30 protein-coding genes are annotated in these 19,924 nt (G+C 68.4%); 3 read left to right on the top strand and 27 right to left on the bottom strand.

Annotated features, from left to right (window positions below):
- The 25 genes from ACK4JY_RS07665 to ACK4JY_RS07785 form a co-directional block, all read right to left on the bottom strand.
- Positions 1–123 (bottom strand): GpE family phage tail protein, encoded by a 123-nt coding sequence (locus ACK4JY_RS07665; protein ID WP_409604422.1) that lies wholly within the window; start codon positions 121–123, stop codon positions 1–3.
- Between the two features lie 17 nt (positions 124–140).
- Positions 141–458 carry a phage tail assembly protein gene (locus tag ACK4JY_RS07670; RefSeq protein ID WP_409604364.1) on the bottom strand — a complete coding sequence of 106 codons (318 nt, stop codon included), beginning with the start codon at positions 456–458 and terminating at the stop codon, positions 141–143.
- Positions 459–641: 183 nt separating this feature from the next.
- Positions 642–1,148 (bottom strand): phage major tail tube protein, encoded by a 507-nt coding sequence (locus tag ACK4JY_RS07675; RefSeq protein WP_409604366.1) that lies wholly within the window; start codon positions 1,146–1,148, stop codon positions 642–644.
- 50 nt (positions 1,149–1,198) lie between these two features.
- A complete protein-coding gene (locus ACK4JY_RS07680) occupies positions 1,199–2,356 on the bottom strand; it encodes a phage tail protein (protein WP_409604368.1) in 1,158 nt (385 codons plus the stop codon).
- An 11-nt stretch (positions 2,357–2,367) separates the two neighbouring features.
- Positions 2,368–2,718, bottom strand: a complete 351-nt coding sequence (locus ACK4JY_RS07685; protein WP_409604370.1) for a GPW/gp25 family protein — start codon at positions 2,716–2,718, stop codon at positions 2,368–2,370.
- Positions 2,715–3,296 carry a phage baseplate assembly protein V gene (locus ACK4JY_RS07690; protein WP_409604372.1) on the bottom strand — a complete coding sequence of 194 codons (582 nt, stop codon included), beginning with the start codon at positions 3,294–3,296 and terminating at the stop codon, positions 2,715–2,717. The genes ACK4JY_RS07685 and ACK4JY_RS07690 overlap by 4 nt, the downstream gene beginning before the upstream one ends.
- Before the next feature lie 85 nt (positions 3,297–3,381).
- On the bottom strand, positions 3,382–3,519 hold the full coding sequence (locus ACK4JY_RS07695) for a hypothetical protein (protein WP_409604374.1): 138 nt from the start codon (positions 3,517–3,519) through the stop codon (positions 3,382–3,384).
- 152 nt (positions 3,520–3,671) lie between these two features.
- Positions 3,672–4,064 (bottom strand): hypothetical protein, encoded by a 393-nt coding sequence (locus ACK4JY_RS07700; RefSeq protein WP_409604376.1) that lies wholly within the window; start codon positions 4,062–4,064, stop codon positions 3,672–3,674.
- The gene (locus tag ACK4JY_RS07705) at positions 4,064–5,758 is read right to left on the bottom strand and encodes a hypothetical protein (RefSeq protein ID WP_409604378.1); all 1,695 of its coding nucleotides are present in this window, start codon (positions 5,756–5,758) and stop codon (positions 4,064–4,066) included. The genes ACK4JY_RS07700 and ACK4JY_RS07705 overlap by 1 nt, the downstream gene beginning before the upstream one ends.
- A gap of 11 nt (positions 5,759–5,769) precedes the next feature.
- Positions 5,770–6,324 (bottom strand): phage tail protein I, encoded by a 555-nt coding sequence (locus ACK4JY_RS07710; protein WP_409604380.1) that lies wholly within the window; start codon positions 6,322–6,324, stop codon positions 5,770–5,772.
- Positions 6,321–7,262, bottom strand: coding sequence for a baseplate J/gp47 family protein (locus ACK4JY_RS07715; protein ID WP_409604382.1), 942 nt, complete (start codon positions 7,260–7,262; stop codon positions 6,321–6,323). The genes ACK4JY_RS07710 and ACK4JY_RS07715 overlap by 4 nt, the downstream gene beginning before the upstream one ends.
- Positions 7,263–7,375: 113 nt before the next feature.
- Positions 7,376–8,071 (bottom strand): phage virion morphogenesis protein, encoded by a 696-nt coding sequence (locus ACK4JY_RS07720; RefSeq protein WP_409604384.1) that lies wholly within the window; start codon positions 8,069–8,071, stop codon positions 7,376–7,378.
- Positions 8,071–8,211, bottom strand: a complete 141-nt coding sequence (locus ACK4JY_RS07725) for a DUF2158 domain-containing protein (protein ID WP_409604385.1) — start codon at positions 8,209–8,211, stop codon at positions 8,071–8,073. The genes ACK4JY_RS07720 and ACK4JY_RS07725 overlap by 1 nt, the downstream gene beginning before the upstream one ends.
- A gap of 22 nt (positions 8,212–8,233) precedes the next feature.
- Positions 8,234–8,731, bottom strand: coding sequence for a phage tail protein (locus tag ACK4JY_RS07730; RefSeq protein ID WP_409604386.1), 498 nt, complete (start codon positions 8,729–8,731; stop codon positions 8,234–8,236).
- A gap of 4 nt (positions 8,732–8,735) precedes the next feature.
- A complete protein-coding gene (locus tag ACK4JY_RS07735; protein WP_409604388.1) occupies positions 8,736–8,966 on the bottom strand; it encodes a hypothetical protein in 231 nt (76 codons plus the stop codon).
- Entirely contained in the window at positions 8,917–9,363 is a 447-nt protein-coding gene (locus tag ACK4JY_RS07740; RefSeq protein ID WP_409604390.1) for a hypothetical protein, read from the bottom strand. Before ACK4JY_RS07740 ends, ACK4JY_RS07735 begins: the two co-directional genes overlap by 50 nt.
- Before the next feature lie 41 nt (positions 9,364–9,404).
- Complete coding sequence (locus tag ACK4JY_RS07745; protein WP_409604392.1) at positions 9,405–9,665, bottom strand: hypothetical protein; 261 nt, start codon at positions 9,663–9,665, stop codon at positions 9,405–9,407.
- Positions 9,665–10,129, bottom strand: a complete 465-nt coding sequence (locus ACK4JY_RS07750; protein WP_409604393.1) for an N-acetylmuramoyl-L-alanine amidase — start codon at positions 10,127–10,129, stop codon at positions 9,665–9,667. The genes ACK4JY_RS07745 and ACK4JY_RS07750 overlap by 1 nt, the downstream gene beginning before the upstream one ends.
- Entirely contained in the window at positions 10,126–10,464 is a 339-nt protein-coding gene (locus ACK4JY_RS07755; protein WP_409604395.1) for a hypothetical protein, read from the bottom strand. Before ACK4JY_RS07755 ends, ACK4JY_RS07750 begins: the two co-directional genes overlap by 4 nt.
- A complete protein-coding gene (locus ACK4JY_RS07760; RefSeq protein ID WP_409604397.1) occupies positions 10,461–10,760 on the bottom strand; it encodes a hypothetical protein in 300 nt (99 codons plus the stop codon). Before ACK4JY_RS07760 ends, ACK4JY_RS07755 begins: the two co-directional genes overlap by 4 nt.
- A 3-nt stretch (positions 10,761–10,763) precedes the next feature.
- Entirely contained in the window at positions 10,764–10,991 is a 228-nt protein-coding gene (locus tag ACK4JY_RS07765) for a tail protein X (RefSeq protein ID WP_409604399.1), read from the bottom strand.
- Positions 10,991–11,485, bottom strand: a complete 495-nt coding sequence (locus ACK4JY_RS07770) for a head completion/stabilization protein (RefSeq protein ID WP_409604401.1) — start codon at positions 11,483–11,485, stop codon at positions 10,991–10,993. Before ACK4JY_RS07770 ends, ACK4JY_RS07765 begins: the two co-directional genes overlap by 1 nt.
- A gap of 159 nt (positions 11,486–11,644) precedes the next feature.
- Positions 11,645–12,592 carry a phage terminase small subunit gene (gene gpM, locus ACK4JY_RS07775; RefSeq protein WP_409604403.1) on the bottom strand — a complete coding sequence of 316 codons (948 nt, stop codon included), beginning with the start codon at positions 12,590–12,592 and terminating at the stop codon, positions 11,645–11,647.
- Between the two features lie 56 nt (positions 12,593–12,648).
- Positions 12,649–13,716, bottom strand: coding sequence for a phage major capsid protein, P2 family (locus tag ACK4JY_RS07780; protein WP_409604405.1), 1,068 nt, complete (start codon positions 13,714–13,716; stop codon positions 12,649–12,651).
- A 56-nt stretch (positions 13,717–13,772) separates the two neighbouring features.
- Positions 13,773–14,675: a GPO family capsid scaffolding protein gene (locus ACK4JY_RS07785; protein WP_409604407.1), complete on the bottom strand. Its 903-nt coding sequence runs from the start codon at positions 14,673–14,675 to the stop codon at positions 13,773–13,775.
- Between the two features lie 233 nt (positions 14,676–14,908).
- Here ACK4JY_RS07785 and ACK4JY_RS07790 point away from each other — a divergent pair, with 233 nt between their 5' ends.
- Positions 14,909–16,756 (top strand): terminase large subunit domain-containing protein, encoded by a 1,848-nt coding sequence (locus ACK4JY_RS07790; RefSeq protein ID WP_409604409.1) that lies wholly within the window; start codon positions 14,909–14,911, stop codon positions 16,754–16,756.
- Complete coding sequence (locus ACK4JY_RS07795) at positions 16,749–17,813, top strand: phage portal protein (protein ID WP_409604411.1); 1,065 nt, start codon at positions 16,749–16,751, stop codon at positions 17,811–17,813. The genes ACK4JY_RS07790 and ACK4JY_RS07795 overlap by 8 nt, the downstream gene beginning before the upstream one ends.
- On the opposite strand, the gene ACK4JY_RS07800 is transcribed toward ACK4JY_RS07795, so the two are convergent.
- On the bottom strand, positions 17,810–18,451 hold the full coding sequence (locus ACK4JY_RS07800) for a hypothetical protein (protein WP_409604413.1): 642 nt from the start codon (positions 18,449–18,451) through the stop codon (positions 17,810–17,812). The two genes, ACK4JY_RS07795 and ACK4JY_RS07800, sit on opposite strands and share 4 nt — an antisense overlap.
- A gap of 407 nt (positions 18,452–18,858) precedes the next feature.
- Between ACK4JY_RS07800 and ACK4JY_RS07805 the strand changes: the two genes are divergently transcribed.
- Positions 18,859–19,662, top strand: a complete 804-nt coding sequence (locus ACK4JY_RS07805; RefSeq protein ID WP_409604415.1) for a DNA adenine methylase — start codon at positions 18,859–18,861, stop codon at positions 19,660–19,662.
- Here the strand turns inward: ACK4JY_RS07805 and ACK4JY_RS07810 are convergent.
- Positions 19,652–19,912, bottom strand: coding sequence for a hypothetical protein (locus ACK4JY_RS07810; protein ID WP_409604424.1), 261 nt, complete (start codon positions 19,910–19,912; stop codon positions 19,652–19,654). The genes ACK4JY_RS07805 and ACK4JY_RS07810 overlap by 11 nt on opposite strands.
- Positions 19,913–19,924: the final 12 nt, after the last annotated feature.

The following is a 19,924-nucleotide window of genomic DNA, read 5'->3' on the forward strand; positions in this document are numbered from 1 at the left end:
TCACGTCTCCTTGGATCCGTGGGCGGTGTTCCACCGCTGCACGGCGAGCTCTCGCCAGGTCATCAGTTCGGAGAGGCTCATGCGGTCGAGCTCGGCCGGCGGCCAGTGGAACACGAGGGCGATATCCGCCCAGGCGTCCTCTACTCGGTCAGGCCAGCTTCCGCCTTCTGCTGCCTCGTGAGCAAAAAATCGACCACCTCGCCGGCCAAGGCCCCCGCATCGTCGGCGTCCATCGCCAGGAACTCGGGCGCGCTGATCACCGGATCCGAAATCCGCGAGATCACCTTCGACAGGGCGACCGGGTCCATTTGATAGGCCGCAGACATGGTCGTGCCGCGGAAGTCGCCGGCCGACGGGCGACGCAGCGTGACCTTGTCGATCGACTGCTCGCCGCGGACGAGCGGCTCATCGAGGGTGACGGTGGCGAACTTCTTCTTGGTCGACGGCGTGTCGGACATGGTTTCAGGCTCCCCGGAGCTTGTGAACGGGATCCGGCCGAGGCCGCACCCCCTTGAAGGTGGATGGATCTGCAGGCGGGCGAACCGCCCGCCGCGTGTCCTCGCCGGCCGCACTTCCGTTTTCCGGCCGACATGTCGGCGGAGATCCGGAAGTGGTCGGAGGATGCGACGGGCGGGTCATGATCAGCCGGTGATGCCGCGCAGCTCGGCCCAGCGGTCGACGCCGTCGACGACGAACCTGCCGGCCAGCATATCGACCTCGAATTCGACGCGGCCGTTCCGGGTCTGCTTGTAGTAGACGCATGCCGTCTTGTAGGCGGTGCCGGACTTGGAGCCGATCTCGTCGTCGCCGGCGTCGATCTCGACGTGACGGCCGCGCACGACGATCTGGACGTCGTCGTAGCCGCCGGTTTCGTCGTTCTGGTAGGCGCCGGCGAAGCGCAGCTGCGTCGCGTCGAGCTCGTTGGCGCCGAACTCGCGGTTCAGCTCCGGGATGTCGCCGCCGTATTTGTGCGTCACCTCGAGCGCCTCGAGGCCCATGTCGAGCTGGACCTCGCCCAGCATGCCGCCGCCGCGATAGGCCTCGGTCTTGATGGCCAGCTTGGGCCGGGTGAAGCTCAGGCATTCGCCGGCGAACGAATTCGCGGCATTGAACACGTTCATGTCCTTGAGCTGGCGGGGCAGTTTCATGTCGATCCCTCGAGAACTTTCCTAGGCGGTGTGGGTCGGGTCGGCCGCGATCAGGCGGCCTGGGTGACGTCGACGTAGAATTCGTCGGTCATGACGGCGTCGATGCCCAGATCCTCGAGCGGCGCGGCCGGCGTGTAGCGGCGGCCGATGCGCAGCTTGCCCGCGGCCAGCTGATCGGGGGTGTTGCCGTCGGCGAGGTAGTACTCGACGCCGATCAGGCGGCCGGACCGCACCTCGCGCCGTCCGGCGGCGTTGAGGCTCTCGATCAGATCGACAATCAGGGACTTGCGCAGCGGCTTGTCGATGAAGGGCAGCAGCTGCTCCTGCTCCATGCGGGTGAGCGCCTGGCCCGAGCGGACCGCGCTTTCGAAGGCGAACTGCGGCTCGGCCGAGCAGGTGCGGTTGCCCCAGAAGCGGACCCCGTTGCGCATGATCAGGCCGGTGACGTCCGCGCCGTTGATCAGGCCCATCTCGGTGTCAGCCGAGCTCAGGTCCCAGCTGCGCGGCGAGACGATGCCGGTCACCCCGGGAACGGGCACGTTCGAGATCGTCTTGGCGTACCCTTCGGCCGTCTGGTCGATGGCCGCGCGCAGGCCCACGGCATGGGCGGTGGCGAAGCTGGTCACCTCCTCCGCGGCGACGGCGTCGAAGGCGATGAAATCACCGTCGATCAGCATCAGCTCCTTGGCGCCGAAGGTCTGGCGATAGGTGTCGATCTCGGCCGGGGTGCCGCCGCCAGCGGATGCATAGGCGAAACCGCCGAGACGTCCGGCGAGGATCGCCAGGCTGGCGGCCACGGCCGCAGTGTCGAGACCCGGTGCGGCGAGGATGACGGGCCGCACGGCGACGCTCTGCTCCGCCAGGCGCAGGACCTCGAGGCCGGCGATCACATTGGCGTCGGTGGCGTCCTGAATCTCCTCGGGCAGCTCTCCCGCGCCTTCCGCGACGCGAACGACGACGCCGATCGAGCGGCCGGCGGCCGAGATCGCCTGCAGGGTGCGGGCGAAGGTGCCCTCCTGACCCGCGTCCGCGATGGCGGCCGCCGTGTCGGTCACGAGAACGGCCGTGTTCAACGGGAAGGCGGCGGCGTCGGCGTCGTCGGCAATGACGACCACGCCCCAAATGGAACTGGACGCCACCTGCAGGGCGATGGCGCCGACGAGAACCTGAGTGACGGTGACGCCGTGGCGGCGGGGCATGAGGGCCATGTGCGGGCTTCCTAGACGGCTAGCGGGATGGTCAGGGTGGTGGCGGGGCGGGGCGGCAGATCCGTGCGCACGACGTCGAGGCGCAGCGCGGCGACGCCGTCGGCGCCGCCGGCCAGCTGGACTCGCTTGAGGCGAACCCGCGGCTCCCAGCGCTGCAGGGCGAGCGCGGTCGCGGCGAAGGCGCGCATCCGGTTCAAGGGCGTGTTCGGGAGATCGACCAGGTTCGGGAGCTCGGAGCCGTAATCGCGGCGCATCACGCGCGAGCCCTTGGGCGTGGTCAGGATGTCACCGATCGACTGCACCAGGTGCGCGTCGCTGTTCGGGTCCATGGCGCGGCCGGTCTGGCGGTTCATCGCCGTCATTGCGGAGCCCCCGTGACGCCGCCGCCGGTCGTGACGCCGGTGTGCTTATGGGCCTTGAGGCTCTTGCCGCCACCGACGACGTCCGTCGCGGCCGTCACGGTCTTGGCGACCGCGACGTCGCCCGAGATCGAGACGTCGCCGGTGATGGTCGTGTCGCCGGTGATCGTGACGCCGGCCGGCGCGGTGACGATGACCTTGCCGGGGGTGTGAACCTCGAGCTCGGCCGACGCCGGGTCGTATGCGACCTGGGCGCCGTCGGCGAAGCGGATGGCGTTCTGCAGGCCGAGAAACAGGGGAGCGAAGCTCGAGGACGGGAGCCCGTTGAGGATGATCGCCTGGTCGACGTCGCCTTCCGGGCAGAGCACCAGGACCTGGGCGCCGACGGTGGGCGGGATCCAGATCGTCGTGTCACCGACCAGCATCAGCCAGTCGCTGGGCGGCGTGACCTGGTCGCCGAAGCTGACCACGGCTTTACCTGCCTCGAGATCGACGCTCTCGACGAGGCCCACGCGCAACAGATCACCGATCGTGCGATCGGCGTCGGCGGCTCCGGGATCTCGGGCGGTCGGGCGGTTCATCGGGCCCGACGATGGCGCAGGCCCTCGCCGCTTGCCTCAGGGTGTTGTTGTCACGACGCGCCCGGACAACAGCGCGACATAGCGATTATGACGGGCGCTCGGCCTCGAGCGTGCGGGCCAGGGCGTCAATTCGCAGCGTGAGTCCGGACAGGTCGCCGGCGGACAGCACCGGCAGCGCGCCGGCCGATCGGCGCGCTGCATCGCGTTTTGCGATCTCGCGCATGCGGGCGAGCTCGGCTGGTCTCGGATCAGGGGCGGGCCTTGCCGGTCTCTGGCGTTTCGGTGTGGATTTTCTGGACGCCATAGCGAGCTCCATAGCTAGAATGCAGTTCTCACGCTGATCGCCGGACTGCGCCCGTAACAGCGGGGGCGCGGTTATAGGATCGTGCCGGTGATCAGCCTGCTGTAGCCCTCACCGTCGGTGACTAGGCAGGATATTTGCGTCGGCGCGGCGTCGTAACTTCTCGCCTCCGCCTGGTTCGCGGCCGGCCCGAAACCGATGAACTCTCCCTCGGTGAACCATTGGTAGCTGTAGGGAGCCACGCCGCCCTGGACGTTGCAGACCAGCTGGGCCCGATAATCGCCGAACTCGGAATAGTAGGCCCACTGGCCGTTGATAGAGCCCCCGGTCGGGCCGTCTGGCCAGACCTTTTTCCAGACGCCGCCGTCGTTGATATGCACCGACTTGGGGGTCACGACCCCCGCCCCGGCATGGCACCGCGGCGAGGCCGACTTCACCACGCCACCATGATTGGCCCGGATCGGCATCAGGGGTTCACCACGAACCAGATGTCGCCGGCGGCGCCGCCGCTGGGCTCGGCCGTCGAGATCGTTACCTTCTTCTGGAAATCGCGGGTGACGAAGGCCGTGGTCGCCAGGGTGGTCGAATTGGTGCCGGCGGCAGGCGTTGGCGCGGCGGGAGCCCCGGTGAACGTCGGGCTCTCCAGATTGGCCTTGTCAGCGGGGGTGAAGTTGCCGGCGGTCCAGACCTGATGACCGTTCAGGATCAACGGGGCGCCCGGGAGATTGTAGACCGCGCCATCGTAGTGGAGCATCCGCGTGCCGCCGGTCTGATCGCCCAGGCGAAGGACACCCTGTGGCGAGAACGCTCCCGCGGCGACCGCCCCGATGTCTGTGAAGACGGCGACGGCGTTCTGAATGGCCACATTCGGTTTGCCGGTGATCTGGGCCCAGTCGTGGGAGTGGATCGCGTTCGCCTTGTCGGCGGGGTTGAAGTTGCCACTATCCCATGGGGCGTTTCCCGCGAAAGTCGGGCGCTGCGCCATAGTGATCGCGCCCGTGAAGCCGATCCGCATGAACTCTGTGTCGCCAGAACCTCCGCCCACAAAGTGCAGGTCCGTATTGACGGCGCAGATGTACGCTTCGTCTGCGATGCTGCCGGCCGTTCCATCACCCACGAAGAGCTGGAAGCGACGCGCCGCTGGTGAGCCCGCCCGGTCCAGGGTCAGCGTGGCTTTCACCCCCCCGACCAGGTGAAGGCGGCCGAGCGGGTTCGTGGTGCCGATCCCCGTGTATCCGGCAAGACGAGTTGTGCCGGATGCCGTAAGGTCGACGAAGCCTGCGTTCTCGTTGTTGATGGCGACATTCGGCCGGCCGGGCAGGCTCCCCCAGGAGAAGTCGGAGATCGCAAGCTTGAGACCCAGAGCCGCCGTGAGGCCGGTAATATCGCCGATGATGTGGGTGTGCGCCGCGGCGGCCTTACCGGCGAGCGCATCCGCCAAGCCGATGATCGACGTCATCGCATGGGTGTGCACGGCGTCAGCCTTCGCCGTCATCGCGGCAGCAAAATCCGTGATCTTCGCGACCGTGATGTCCGGAATGCGCGCGATCGCGAACGTGCCGAAAACGACGTCGGCAGCGGCGTGGGTGTGACCGGTGGGCGAGAAGCCTGCCAGCAGTGACGTCAGCAAGGACTTGAGGCCGAAAGGGGTGACGGCTCGGCTTGCGTCCGTTCCGGTGGCAGTCTCAGCCGCCGTCGCCAGCTCGACGACGCCGGCGGTCTCCGACGTGGCCGGAGGGTTGATGAAGGTCGTATCGCCGAACACCAGCTCGGCCGAGATCGGCGTGGTGAACTTAAGATCCGCAGCGAGCAGCAGCATCGAAGACGCCGCCTTCTCCATGATCGGCAAGGGTTGTGTGTAAAAGGCCAGCAGGACGCCGCCGGCCGAGTAGAGACCGAAGGTGCGCAGCTCGTAGACGTCGGGCGACTCGTCGCGGATGGTGACGTGGATGGTGTCGTCGCCGACGACGTCGCCGCCGAAAGTGGCCAGCCGTTTGATCTCGGCCGGCAGGGCGACGAGACCGACGTTGTCCTCCGGATCGCCGGGCAGGACGCTGGCGCTCAGTCCGATGCGGTCGACGACGATGGCGTTGCTGCCGGTGTTGGCGGCGTTGACCAGGGCGTTGAGGCCGGCGGTCGTCAGGATGAAGGTCAGGTCCATGGTGGCTCCGGTCAGGCAGCGATCGGGGCTTCAGACAGGGAAAGGCGGCGGTAGACGGCGACGCGCGCGCCGCCGCCCAGCGCGACCGCGCCGGACGCTTTCAGTCCCTGCAAGAAGGTGAAGTGAGATCGGGCGGGCTTGGTCCGGGAGACCTCGCCAACCACCTCCTCGACGAAGCGGGCCGTGGCGGGGGCGCCGTTCTGGCCGTTCAGCGTCAGCACCAGGTCGAAGGTGTGCGGGGCGCCCGGCGGATCCAGCTGCCACCACTCTCGCAGCGCGATCTGCCCGCCGAAAGCGGTGACCACCTGGCGCACCGAGGCGGCGGTGCCCTTTTTGCGCTGGATCTCGATGGCATGGGCGATGACACTCCGCTTGACCTCTTCCGGCCACCCCGGGTTCCAGGCGTCGATCGACAGGGCGTAGGCCAGCCAGGGCAGCAGATTGAGCGGACAGGTCCACGGATCCCAAAGCGAGCGGAGCGGAACCGCCACCCCATCGAGGCGGCGCGACAGGATCTCGACGGCGCGCTCGAGCGGCGTGGAGGTCGGCGGGAGCAGACTGGTCATTCGCCCAGGCCCGCATGGGTCAGGATGATGCCGGTGCATCGCGCCGCCTGCTGGCGAGAGACGACCACATTGGCCGCCGGCGAGACCAGGTTGACGTTCTGGACGCCCTCGGGGAACAGGGCGGCGATGATGCCGGAACGGGTGGCGTCGCGGCCGAGGCGGAAACAGGCGTCCCGATACTCCTCGACGCGCCGCTGCGCCTCCACCAGCACCAGCTCGGAGTCCGGGCCCGCGAAGGTCGTGATCTCCGCCTCGATGGCGTACTCGATGATCTCGGCCGCGGCGACCACGACCTGGTCGGTTAGGGGGCGGACGTCCTCGGCCGAGACCCGCGCCTCGACCAGATCGAGCAGGACCGCCGAGGGCTCCCCGCCGTCGAGGCGCGAGAGGACCGTCACCAGCACCACGCCCGGGTCGGGGCTGGTCGCGCTGGCGTCGAGGACGTCGCCCGAGGCGTCGAGTGCGTGGAAAATATAGGCGCCCTCGGGTCCGGCCACCGAGAAAGCCTCCGGCGCGAGCAGGGCCCGGCGGCGCAGCGCCTCGTCCGACTCGAATACGGCCGGCGTCAGGCCGTCTGGCGATTCCGGCGACAGCTCGAGCCGCTGGACGCCCAGCAGCGCGACCAGATGGTCCAGATCAGGCCCCACGGCATAGGCCAGGGTGACCGCACGAGCCGCATCGTTGATGCGCTGGCGCAGCATGACCTCGCGATAGGCGAAGATCTCGATCAGCTTGACGAGGGGCTCGCTCTCGAGCTGCAGCGTCGCCTCGAGGGCGGCGCCGGCGGTGGCGTCCTCGGCGGTGACCTCCGCGACCAGCAGCGCCTTGGCTTCCGCGACGATCGCCTCGAACGAGATCGCCTCGATAACCGCCGGGAACGGCAGCTTCGACAGGTTGACGGCGGTGGAACCGCTGGCCTGGCCTGCGAGAATGGTCACTGAGTTTCAGCCTGCCGGGATGCGGAGCGGGGGCTCCGTTGTCGCCGGGCGGCGGGCTTAAGGGCGACGGGCCTTTGTTGTCACGACGCGCCCGGACAACAGCGGACCCTATGTCAGCGGCCGGCGCGGCGCCCCCAGCCCAGCGCATCGCCTGCGGCGTCGATGAAGCGATTGATGACCATTGCCTCGTCGTTCGCGCCGAAGCCGAGCAGGCGGCGCTCCGGATAGTCGGCCTCGGGCCCGCCGGGCGTCACTCGATCCCGGCCGCCGTGGTGGTGGATGGCGGCGATGCGCGCCGCACGACCGGCGAACTGGACCCAGGCGCCGTCGCCGTCCGCGCCCGCCTTCTGCCATCGGGCGCTGCGCAGGCCGCGAAACATCGCCTGGGCCTTGATGCGACGCTGGCCGGCGCGCGGCGGCATGCCGCCCGGCTCGGCCGCGCCCTCGGCCGTGATGTAACGGATGACCTTGTCCTTTCGGAAGGTGCGCAGGCCGTCAGCCTCCCGGTCGAAACCGATCAGGTAGGTGCCGTTGCCGCGCCAGCTGCGCATGTCAACGAGGCGGGGCTCGCCGCCGCCTCCGGACGGGTAGAGGAATCGGGTCGCCCGGCTGGCCGGGGCCTGTTCCGCCCTCGCCTTTCGCTTTTCCCACGCCTCGCCGTCCGGCCCGACCTGACGGGCCTGCCGGCGCTGGTTGCCCGTGCGCAGATCCCGCGCGAGGGTGCGCAACAGGCGGGCGCGAACCCGCGGCTCGAGGAATTCGAGCATCGAGGACGCTACGCTGTGGAGCTGCTGCAGGTCCTCGGCCATCAGCCGTCCGTCAGGCGCCAGAGCCGGTCGGCCGGAAAGGTGGCTTCGCGGGCGCCCGCCCCGCCCCGCCAGGCGCAGACGAACATGTCGCCGGCGAAGTCGACCACCAGCATGACGGGGCCGCCACTCTTGAGCGCCACGCGCGCGCCGATCGGCAACCGCCTAGGCATCGGGATGGGCCGTGCAGTGGAAGAGCTGCTCGCCATTGAGGAACAGCTCGTGGAGCGGCGGCCCGTCCTCGAACGCCATCGGCTCGGGTTCGTCGAGGTAGACGACGTCGAAGCCGGGCCCGTTTTCGCGCGGCTGGTAGCGGACGCGCTCGGTCAGCTGCAGGCGGATATGGGCGTCGAACTTGTCGTGCTGCAGTAGCTCGAATGTGCCCTCGACCGCCTTGCGGCCGTCGGATGCCGCCAGGGCGTCGTGCTGGTACCGGGCGAGCCAGAGCATGATCGGGATGGTGATCTCGATCGGGTCGCCGACGAAGTCCAGGAAGGTGAGCTCGAGCGTGTAGCCGATCTGCAGTCCGCTGCCCGGCCGCATGTCCGCCGCCGGCGACCAGTTGGTCGCGGTCATGATCAGCCGGTCCGGATCGGTCGCGAGCTCGAGCTTGTGCGCGAGGGCGGCCGCCAGGGTTTCGCGAAGGTGGGCGGGCTTCTTCACGCTATCAGTCCCCGCCGACGATCGAGCCGACGCCCAGCGGGCGGGGGGTGTTCGCCTTCAGCCAGGCGGCCTCGTCGGAATGCTCACCGTCGTGGACGTCGACGGCGGTCTGACGGGCGATGTCACAGCGGAGGATCTCGGCGGCCGCGCCTGCAACGAGCAGCTTCAGCGCGGAAAAGGTGATCTCAACCGGCAGCGCCGGGATTTGGCAGGCCTGGCGGGCCGTCGCCGGCATCTCGCGTTGCGGCGGCGTGACCGGGGTCCGAGCAGACGGCGGGCCGGAGGTCGCACAGCTGGCCAAAGACAACGCGCAGGTCAGAGCCGTCGTCAGCAGCAGCAGGCGGGGATACTTGAGGGTCATGGTCGGGGGCCTCGAGTTGAAGGGCATATCGGTGGACGATCTCGGTGGCGGCCGCGCGATCGCCGGCCGCCTGCTCGACGATGCGGGTCGTCTCCTGGGCCCCGGCGGTCTCGATGCGTCGGGCCGAGGCGTCGACCTTGGCCCGGCCGGCGGCGGCGACTGCGCTATCGGCGCGCTTCTCGGCCAGGTTCAGCGGATCCCAGCGGAAGCCGAGGCCGCCGGCGATCTGGAAGACGGCGACGATCGCGCACACGCCGGCGAGAGCGATCATGATCCAATGGCCCGGCGTGAAGCGGCGGAGGTCGGAGATCTTCACAGCAGCACCCATCGCGCGATCAGGCCGATGACGACGCCGATCGCCAGCAGGACAAGGATGTAAAAGATGACGAAGGAGCCCTCGCCGTAGTGGCCCGTCGGGATGAAGCGATCACACAGCCAGACGAGGGCGGCGCAGATCAGCACCGCCCAGGCGAAGCCGAAGAAGAAGGAGGCGGCGGCGCCGACGGCCGCGACGCCGGCCGCAAGTACCGCGAGCAGGGCCAGGCCCAGCCAGTCCTTGAGAAATTGGGGCATCAGGCGCTCCTCGAGGCGAGTGGGTTCCACCAGGCGGCGACGTCGAAGCACGGGCATTCTTTCAGCCATTCGTGCCGATCGACCTTGCCGTTGCGGTTGGTGTCGGGAGACAGGTCGCGGTGACCGCAGATCCTGGCCTCCGGATAGCGGGCCTTCAGCTCGCGCAGCAGCTGTTCGAGCGCGGTGTATTGCGCCGGCGTATAGTTCGCCTCGGCCTTGCCGCCGGCGTCGACGCCGCCGATCAGGCAGACGCCGATCGAATTGCGATTGTGACCGTAGACGTGGGCGCCGACCGTCTGTTCCGCGCGGCCGGCCTCGCGGCGGCCGTCGCGGCGTACGACGTGGTGATAGCCGACGTCGGCATAGCCCTTCTGGCGATGCACACGCCGGATCCAGTCGACTCCGACGTCCAGCGTGGGCGGCGTGGCGGCGCAGTGCACGACGATGAGGTTGATCTTTCTCACGAAGGGTCTCCCTCGCCTTTCGGCGGATCGGGGTTGTCGAAGTCGAGGTCCAGCTCGAGGCCGCCTGGGCCTTTCACGCCGAGCCGGCCGGCCCGGCCGAAGGCGAGGGTGACCATCACGATCGCGACGATCGCGGTCATGGCCAGGCCGAGGGCAACGACGCCGTTGATGCGCGCCAGCCAGATCGACTCGGCGGCCGGGAACTCGCCGCCGCCCTGCAGCCAGATGAGCACCGAGGCCACGCCGGCGGTGGCGACGCCGCCGCCGCCCAGCATCAGGGCGAAGCGGATCATCGGCAGGGACTTGAGGAGGGCGAAGATCTGCTCTCGGTTCATCGCGACCGCTCCCGTTCCATGTTCTCGCGGATCCACGCGACGTCGCGCTGGATGGCGATCAGGTCGCCGCGGCGGATGGGTTCGGTCGTCTCCTCGAGCTTGAGGACGCGCGTGGTCAGCTCGCCGCGGTTCCGCAACGGCTCGGTCCGCTGCTGCAGCTCCGAAACCTGGGCTTCGACACGGGCGCCGAAAGCGACGATGCAGGCGAACTGGACGGCGATCGCCATGATCAGGCCGACGGTAGCGGTGTTCAGACCGATGCGCGGGGGCGGCGGGGGCAAGGCGGAGAAGGTCATCGGTCAGTCCCAGAGCTGGATCATCGGCCGCGCGGCGGGGCCCGCGGCCGCGATCGGGATCACCACGGCCTGGTCGCGCGGCAGGAAGAGGCCGAGGTCGGCCAGGTTCGGATTGGCCTCGAGAACCGCCTCGACGGCCGAGGAGCCTTTGCCGATCACGCGGAAGACCAGGGCGTCGACGGTTTCGTCTGTGAGCGCCCGGGCGATCAGGGGAGATACAAGGCGGGTCATCAGACGAGCGCCACGCGGGCGCGGGGCTGGCCGAGGAAGTCCCGGACGGCGTACCGGACATTGCGCAGGTGAATATCGACGTCGAGGCGCAGCTGGTCCGCGCGGTCCGCGCCGGCGGCCGTGACGCCGCCCCCGATCTGGCGCTCGCCCAGGTCCGCGCCGACGACCGAATAGACAGCGCGGTTGAAGCGCATGACGTAGTCGCTGACGTCGTCGACCATGATCCGGGCGGGGACGTCGGTCAGCCCGGCGTGGCCGGCGGCCTCCTGCAGGGCCCGCCAGGGCGCGAGTTCGCCGGCGATATCCAGCATCGCGAGGCGGACCGCATCGCGCAGCCGCCCGGGCGTGATGTTCGGATCGAGGCGCACGGCCTCGCGGACGGCGGTGATGTTCACCGCGGGCCAGAAGTCCGACAGGCGCACTTCATCGGCCGGCGGCGGGGCGGCCGGCTGCTGGCTGTCGGAATTCGGAGGGTTGAAAGAGATGCCGCTCATGGCGCTGACGCGAGGGTTCCTATTGGGGTGCCGCCTGCCGGCATCTCTTTCTCTCGATCACCCCCCGGCTACGGCGGTGGGGGGAAGGTCCGCGGCAGGTCGGGCGAACCCGCTGACGTCGTCCACTTCCCCGCCGCCGAGCGCCGGGGGGCGAGCTGGTCAGCCGGTCCCTTCCGGGGCCGGCGGTTGGGTGGTGGCGTCGGCCGGGGCCGTCACCTTCTTGAGTTGGCGCTGCAGCCCGTCGATCGTCTTCTTGACGCCGGACTTCGGATCGAGCTCGAGGGCGCGCTGGAAGCGCTTGAGACCCTCCTCGAGGCGGTTGCGGTCCTCGTCGTCGGCAGCGATGACGGCGAGGCCGATCGCCTTCTGGAGCTTGGCGCGGACCTCGTCCGGCATGTCGCAGCGCAGCTCGTCGACGGGCGAGTCGACCAGCTCCTCGATGGCGGCCAGGATTCCGGCGGGGAAGGCCTTGCCCTCCTCCGGGCCAAGCTGGAAGGCGCGAAGGGCGGCTTCGGCAATCTCTTCGGTGACGAAGGTCGCCGGCGTCCGGTCGATGTGAGCGGGCAGCTCCATCTTGTGGCGGATGACGTAGTCGATCTGCGGAAGGGCGGCGAAATAGTCGCCGACGTCGATGCGCCAGATCATGATGGTGGCGAACACCTCGTCGTAGGCGCCGGTGTCGGCCGAGAGGACGCCGTCGCACCAGGCCGCGTACTGCGGCAGCAGCTCACGCTTGAGGGCGATCTTCTGCTCGCGCGACTGGATGGCCTTGAGGCTGCGCTTGTGGTCGATCAGCAGGATGCGGATCTCCGCCTCCTCGACCGACTGCGGCTCGGCGTTGTCGTTGCCGGCGCGCGTCGGCGCGCGGACGCCGGTCGCCGCCAGGACCCGGGAGCCTGAGGCGGCCATCACCCGGAGGCGATGATTGCGGAAAATGGTGGGGCGCGGCGTGGCGAGCACCGGGGCGGGCGCCTCGCTCGCCGGCGCCGCGGCCTCTTCCGCAGCGGCTGTGGCCGCCTGCGCCTCGGATGCACGAGCCCGGGCGGCGGCGTGATCGAACGCCTCGCCGGCGGCTTTGCGTTCCTGGACGCGCTTGAAGAGGGACATATCGGCTCCTGGTCAGAACGGGATGGTCAGGGCCGGCCGAAGCCGGCCCCGGGTCATCAGGGGGCGGGGGTCGGGCCGAACTGGATGTTCTCGATCAGGCAGCCGTAGTCGTAGTCCTCGACCACATAGTCGTCGTTCGAGCTCTCGTAGGTCTCGATCCGGTTGGCCTCGGGCACCTCCTTGACGGTGCGCCGGCGCTTGCCCTCCTGCTCGTAGATCGAAAGGTTGTCCAAGCGGGTGATGAAGATCGAGCTCGGGCGCATGAACGGCACGGTCGCCGGGCGCTTGCCGCCGATGCGCTTGGCGCCCAGCAGCAGGTCGGCCGCGATCATCTCGGTTGGCACGTTCTGGCCGTCGACCAGCGGGAAGAAGACGTCGTGCTGCAGGTCGTCGCCCAGGATGCAGACCAGGTCGCTGTCGTTGCGGGCCCAGCTCGGCATCAGGTCGAAGATCGCGGCGGTGACCAGGCCGTGGATGTTGCGGAAGTCGCCGGCGCCGATCGGATCGATGATGATCTTGCCGGCCTCGGTCTCGCCCTCGTCGACGACGGCGCCCGGGCGGTTCAGGCGGTACTTCTCGAGCCAGCCGATGTTGACGTCCTGCAGCAGCGGGTTGGCGACCTTGTCGGTCGTCGGCGCGGCGCTGGTGCCGTTGAAGCCGATCATGATGCGGTCCAGCGCCTGGCGCAGGCGGATCTGGTTGCTCACGCGGACCTGGAAGTCCGCGAACTTCGCCCACATGTCGAGCTTGGCGTAGGTGATGTGGGTGTCGGAGTTCGTCTGGCGGCACTCGTAACCCTCGGCGTCGACGCCGCTGGGATCCGAGGTGACGCGGCGGCCGGCGCCGGTCGTGTTGGTGCGGCTGGCCAGCGGGCCCGAGACGCCCAGACCCAGCTTCTCGCCCTTCATCTCCTCGACGAGGACGATGTTGATGGCGTTCAGGAAGGCGGAGTCTTCCTGCTGCTTGTCCACCAGGCGCTGCTGCACCGACGGCTCGCCGGCGGCGAAGGCCTGATGCGAGATGGCGAAGGATTTGCCGTCACGGACGGCTTCCGCGTCCGCCCCGTTCAGTTCGGCCTGGCGGTCCAGGTATTCGTTCAGAAGGACGCGGGTTTCGTTGCGCATGGTGGTCAGGTTCCGGCTGGGAGTGGGTCAGGCGTTGGCGGGACGGGCGGGGCGGATCAGCAGTCGACCTGGATGCGGGCGGTGGAGTCGCCTCCGCTCGAGAGCTGGCGGGTGGGCTGGCCGCCCTTCGGAGTCTTCTCGAGGTCCGACTTGAGCGAGGTGATGGTGGTTTCGAGGGTCTTGAACCGGGTCTCGGCGGCCGCGGCGTCGGCCTTGCGGTCGGCGGCGAGGGCCTCGGTCAGGTCCTTGAACATGCCAGCCATGGCGGCCGTGCCGTCAGCGGGCGCCGTCTTCTCCTGCGTGAGCTGCTGCTGAACGACCGGCTCGGTTGCGGGCTTGTCGCTGCCGGTCAGTTTGGCGATCAGCAGGCCGGCGAACTTCTCGAGCGCGCTTTCCGTCGGGGCCGCCGGCTCCTCGAATTCGATCGAGGTCTCGAGCGCGGCCGAGAAGTGGTTGGCGGGGTCGGTCTTGCGGCCATCCAGCATGGTCTTGAAGGCGGCGAATTCCGGCTTGGCCGAGAACGACAGGATCTCGGTGGCCAGCGAGGCCGGCGTATCGGTCACGGCGAGACCGACCAGGCCGGCCTTGCCGGTGCCGGCGAAGTTCGGGGCCACCTCTATCGAGGTGTAGATTTTCTGCTTGGCCTGGGTCATCGCCACCAGCTCGTCGGTGGGCTCGATCTCGGCGAACAGCGCCAGGCGCTTCTCGGCCTTGCCGTTCAGCTCGATCGAGACTTCCTCGGCGTGGACCGCCAGGACGTCGCCATAGGCCTTGAAGTCGCCGTTCGGCGTATAGCCGTGGATGTGCTCGAGGTTCACCCGGGCGCCGTAGGTCTCGCGGTTGTAGCCGGCGGCGATGTCCTGGATCCACGACTTCTCGATCGTGCGGCCGTCCGTGGCGGTGGCGCCCTCGACGGCGACGCGGAAGGACTTGGACTTGCGGGCGGTCTTGTCGGCCATGGGTGAGCGATCCAGCTGCTTCGGTGCGGAGCGCCTTCCGTGGCGCCGTTAAGAGGCTGCAGATCACCGTCGAGACGGCCTCTTTCTCAAGCCGGGGCTGTTGTCCGGGCGCGTCGTGACAACAAGCGCCCGTCAGCCGGCCGGGGGTCGCGCGGTTAGCGTCCGCGCCGATGAGGCAGCGGCCAGAACATCATGCGAGCGGACAGGACGCCGGGCCCGAGGACCTGGGCGCGATGCTCGTGCGCTCGGGCGCGATCGGCTTTCCGGTCACTGAAAACCTCGAGCCGCGCCGGGCCGCGAAGTTCCTCTACTGGAGCTGCTGGCGCGTCTGCGACATTGCCGCGGTCCTGGGCGAGTCAGAGGCGACGGTCGCCAGCTGGAAGCGCCGCGACGGCTGGGACGTCGCGTCGACGCTCGAGCGGATGGAGGGCGTCGTCGAGGCGCGGTTCATCGCCCTGGTGCTCAAGGGCCAGAAGGACGGCCGCGACTTCAAGGAGATCGATCTCCTCGGCCGCCAGGCCGTCACCTTCGCCAAGATCCGCAAATATGAGTCGGAAGGCGGACATAGCGGCCACCTGAACGAAAAGGTCGCCAACCGGAACGCCGGCGCGAAGAAGGCGCCGCGCCGGAACGTCATCACGGACGAGCAGCTGGAGATCCTGCGCCAGCGTCATCTGGACGAGCTGATCGGCCACCAGAAGATCTGGCACGAAAACCGGCTGCAGCGTCACCGGATGATCCTGAAGTCGCGCCAGATCGGCGCGACCTTCTACTTCGCTCGCGAGCAGCTGATCCACGCGCTCGAGACCGGCAACAACCAGATCAACCTGTCGGCCTCCAAGAGCCAGGCGCAGGTGTTCCGGTCCTACATCGTCGAGTTCGTCCAGCTGACGATCGGCGTCGAGCTGACCGGCGAGCATATCCAGATCGACCGCGGCGAGGATCCGGAGACCGGCCTGCTTAAGACGCAGCCGACGATCTACTTCCTGGGGACCAATAGCCGGACGGCGCAGAGCTATCACGGCGATTTTTATTTTGACGAATTCTTCTGGGTCCACGGCTTCAAGAAGCTCGAGGACGTCGCCTCGGGGATGGCGTCGCACAAGCAATATCGGCTGACGTATTTCTCGACGCCCAGCTCGATCAATGACGAGGCCTATCCCTTCTGGACCGGCCGGGCCTGGAATGAGGACCGGCCGAAGGCCGAGCGCGTCGAGATCGACGTCTCGCACAAGGCGCTGCGCGAGGGTCACCTCTGCGCCGACGGGATCTGGCGCCACATCGTCACCGTCGAGGACGCGGTGGCGCTGGGCTTCGACTTCTTCGACCTCGAGGGCCTGCGCCGGCGCAAGGGGGCCGCCGCGTGGGCGAACCTCTACATGTGCCAGTTCGTCGACGATTCCATGTCGGTGTTCCCGATGGCGGCGCTGCAGCCGTGCATGGTCGACGAGTGGGACGCCTGGGACGACGTCGACTTCGGCCGGCAGCTGCTGGGCTATGGCCGGCCATACGAGGGTCGGGTCTGGCTGTCCTACGATCCGAACGGCGACGGCGAGAACGCCGACAACGCCGGCCTGGTCATCGTCGCGCCGCCCGAGATCGAGGGCAAGGGCGCCTTCCGGGTCATCTGGAAAGAGCAGTTCAAGGGCGCCGACTTCGCTTCGCAGGCCAAGCGGATCGAGGAGCTCTGCGGCCGCTACAACGTCGAGAAGATCGATATCGACGAGACCGGCATCGGCAAGGCGGTCCTGCAGCTGGTGCAGATCTTCTTCCCGCGGGCCCGCGGGCATCGCTACGACCCCGCGACCAAGACGCGGATGGTGCTCAAGACGCTCGACGTCGTCGGCCGGAAGCGCCTGCAGTACCCGCGCGGCTGGCAGGACCTGACCAGCGCGCTGATGTCGATCCGCCGGACGCTGACGGCCGGCGGCCGCCACCTGACCTATGACGCGCCGCGGACCCGCAAGAGCGGCCATGGCGACCTGGCCTGGGCCCTGTTCCAATCTCTCGACAACGAGGCGCTCGAGGCCTCGGTCGCACCCACGAAACGCTCCCGCGTGAGGATCCAGCAAGATGACTGACTCGACCGACCTGATGACGATCGGCGACCCGCCGGCGCTGGCTACAGACGAGGGATCGATGGAGCCAGCCGGTGTCCGGTCGTTCGGCTTCGGGGATCCGGAGCCGATCATGTCGCGGCGCGAGCTGATCGATCACATCGACTGCTGGCACAACGGCCGGTATTACCACACCCCCATCCCCATGGGCGCGCTGACGCGGGCGGCCAACGTCAGCCCGCACCACTCGAGCGCCATCGAGTACAAGCTGCTGCAGCTGGTCAGGGACTTCATCCCGCATCCGCTGCTGGATCGGTTCACGTTCGAAGGCTGGGCCCGGGATTATCTGGTGCTGGCCAACGGGTACCTCGAGCGCCGCGACAACATGCTCGGCCGGCCGATGAAGCTGCAGCGCGCCTTGGCCAAGTATACGCGGCGGGGCGTGGCCGAGGGTGCGTTCTGGTACCTGCAGGCGGGTGGGGGCCTCGGAATCCCGCGCGAGATCGAATTCGAGCCGGGCAGCGTTCACCAGCTGATGCGCCCGGGCCTCGACCAAGAGATCTACGGCGTTCCCGAATATCTGAGCGCCCTGCAGTCGGCGTTCCTGAACGAGGCGGCGGTCCTGTTCCGCCGGCGATACTACCTGAACGGCTCTCACGCCGGCTTCATCATGTACGTTTCCGAGGAGAAACTCTCCGACGTCGACGCCGACCAGATCGAGCAGGCGCTGATGAAGTCGAAGGGCGTCGGGAACTTCAAGAACCTGTTCCTGCATATCCCCGGCGGCAAGGAGAAGGGCGTCCAGCTGATCCACCCGGGCGAGGCCGCGGCCAAGGACGAGTTCCTGGGCGTGAAGGGCACCACCCGGGACGACGTCCTGGCGGCTCACCGCGTCCCGCCCGTCCTGATCGGCGTCATGCCGCAGAACGCCGGCGGCCTCGGCGACCCGCAGAAGGCCGCCGAGGTGTTCTACTGGGCCGAGATCGTGCCGCTGCAGCAGCGGTTCCTGCAGCTGAACGACTGGATGGGCCAGGAGGTGGTGCGGTTCGTGGACCGGACGCCGCCGGCGGCGGTGATCTAGCCGGGCCCGAAAGCGCGCTCTGCCGCCTCAAAGACCTCCGGGTTGGAGCCTTCATAGGCCTTGGCGAGGTACAGCGACTCCTGGATCTCAGTCAGGGTGACCTCGGAAGACTTCGTCGCCTCGTCGTTCCGGGCGAAGCGGAATAGAGTTTTGGCTCGCGCGTGAACCTCGGCGCATTCGGCCGCTTGGCCGAAACAATAGGGTCCTACGAGGACCTCGACGGTGCGTGGACTATTGAGCTTTGCATGGAAGCCTTGGGAACGGCTCTCCATGATCTGTATGCGCTGCAGGAGTGCTACGAAAGGCGATGCGTCCTTGTCTGCGAAGGTGGCCTCGATCATGCCCTGCAGGTCGCGGACGACGGACCTGTCTAGCCGCGGAAATACGATATCGAACACGGTCGGCGCGGTCGGCCCGCCGGGGGCGACCGGGAATATCTCGTCGAACATTGACTGGTCCACGCGCCGCCCGGCGAGGACCCATTGGTGAATCATGGTTTCGGCCCAGTCGATGACAGCGTTCAACGCCAAGGGCGTGACGGCACGGGCAGCGCGATACCGCCGCTCGAGCCTTTGATGTTCAAAGTCACGCTCCTGCCGGATCTGCCGGTAGAGGAGAAAGCCGCCCAGCAGCGCCAAGGCCGCCCCTAATAGCGTCTCGCGTTCACTCACCCACAGGAGCAGGACTGCCGCTTCAGTCTGCCTGCCGAACTCGGCTAGGCACCCTTCCGCCCATGGCACTCCGCACATCCACCGCCGGGCCCCATAAAGGGCAAACAGCACGGCCCAGGCCCACCCGCCCGCTACGGCCAACGCTTGGAGGTTTCGGAGCTTCATCTTGTTGTTCCGGCGGCTCCCGACAACAAGCCCGCGTAGAGGCAGGTGAAACGACCGAGCAGTCGGAAGCGGGCCGCCGTCGAAGAGGCGGGGGCCCGGGTGTTAGCGCACCCAAGCCGCCGAGCCGGAACTCAGCACGTCCAGGGGTGCACCCCCTTCTCGCCCCGCCACCGGCCTGACCGGCAGGGCTATTCGTGATTGAGTCCAACGTGAGCGCAACCTCCCCTCTCCTCCCCGTTCAACCCGTCCGCCCGATCGCGCCGTATATCGGCGGCAAACGGAACCTCGCCCGTCGGCTGTGCAGCCTGATCGAGGCGACGCCGCACGACGTCTACGCCGAGGTGTTCGTCGGCATGGCGGGCGTTTTCTTCCGCCGCGATCGCCGGCCGCGCGTCGAGGTCATCAATGACTGGTCGGCCGATGTCGTGAACCTGTTCCGCTGCATGCGGGCCCACCCGGGTGCCCTCTGCGATCTGATCGCCCTGCAGCTCTACGCCCGGGACGACTTCGACATGGCCATGCGCCAAGACCCGGAAACGCTGACAGACCTGCAGCGGGCGGCCCGGTTCGTCTACCTGCAGAAGTCGGCCTTCGGCGGGAAGGTCAGCGGGCGGAATTTCGGCATGGCCAAGACCCGGCCGGCGCGGTTCCGGCCGAGCGAGGTGGGCGAGGAGCTGATCGCAGCCGCGCGGCGCCTCGAGGCGGTCTCGATCGAGCGCCTGCCCTGGTCGGAGTTCATCGCCCGCTATGACCAGCCCGGGATCCTGTTCTACCTGGACCCGCCCTACTACGGCTGCGAGGACGACTACGGCCCCGACATGTTCGGCCGGCACGAGTTCGCGGCCATGGCCGAGCAGCTGGCCGGCATCAAGGGCCGCTTCATCCTATCCCTGAACGACCGGCCGGAGGTGCGCGAGATCTTCGCCCGCTTCTCGATCGAGACGGTCGGGACGCATTACGGCCTCGCCGGCAAGGGCGCGCAGGCCGCCGGCGAGGTGATCATCACCGGCTAAGCGGACGGGCGTCCGGCCTTGTGGCCGGACGCCACAAACACACACAAGGGGCCCCGGCCGACCCCCCGCGGCCGGCCGGCTTGAGCAGCGCATGGCCCAGCGCCTGTTCCAGCTCGCGCACCTGCGCGCTCACCGTCTGCACCGCCACGTCCAGCCGGTCGGCACGAAGCTGCATGACCGCATCGCGGGCCGTGCCTTCGGTGATTTCGACCTCGATGCCGGGATGGTTTTCCCGATACTGCCCGATCAGATCGGCGAGGAA

Source organism: Brevundimonas sp. (assembly GCF_046295595.1).
Lineage (GTDB): Bacteria > Pseudomonadota > Alphaproteobacteria > Caulobacterales > Caulobacteraceae > Brevundimonas.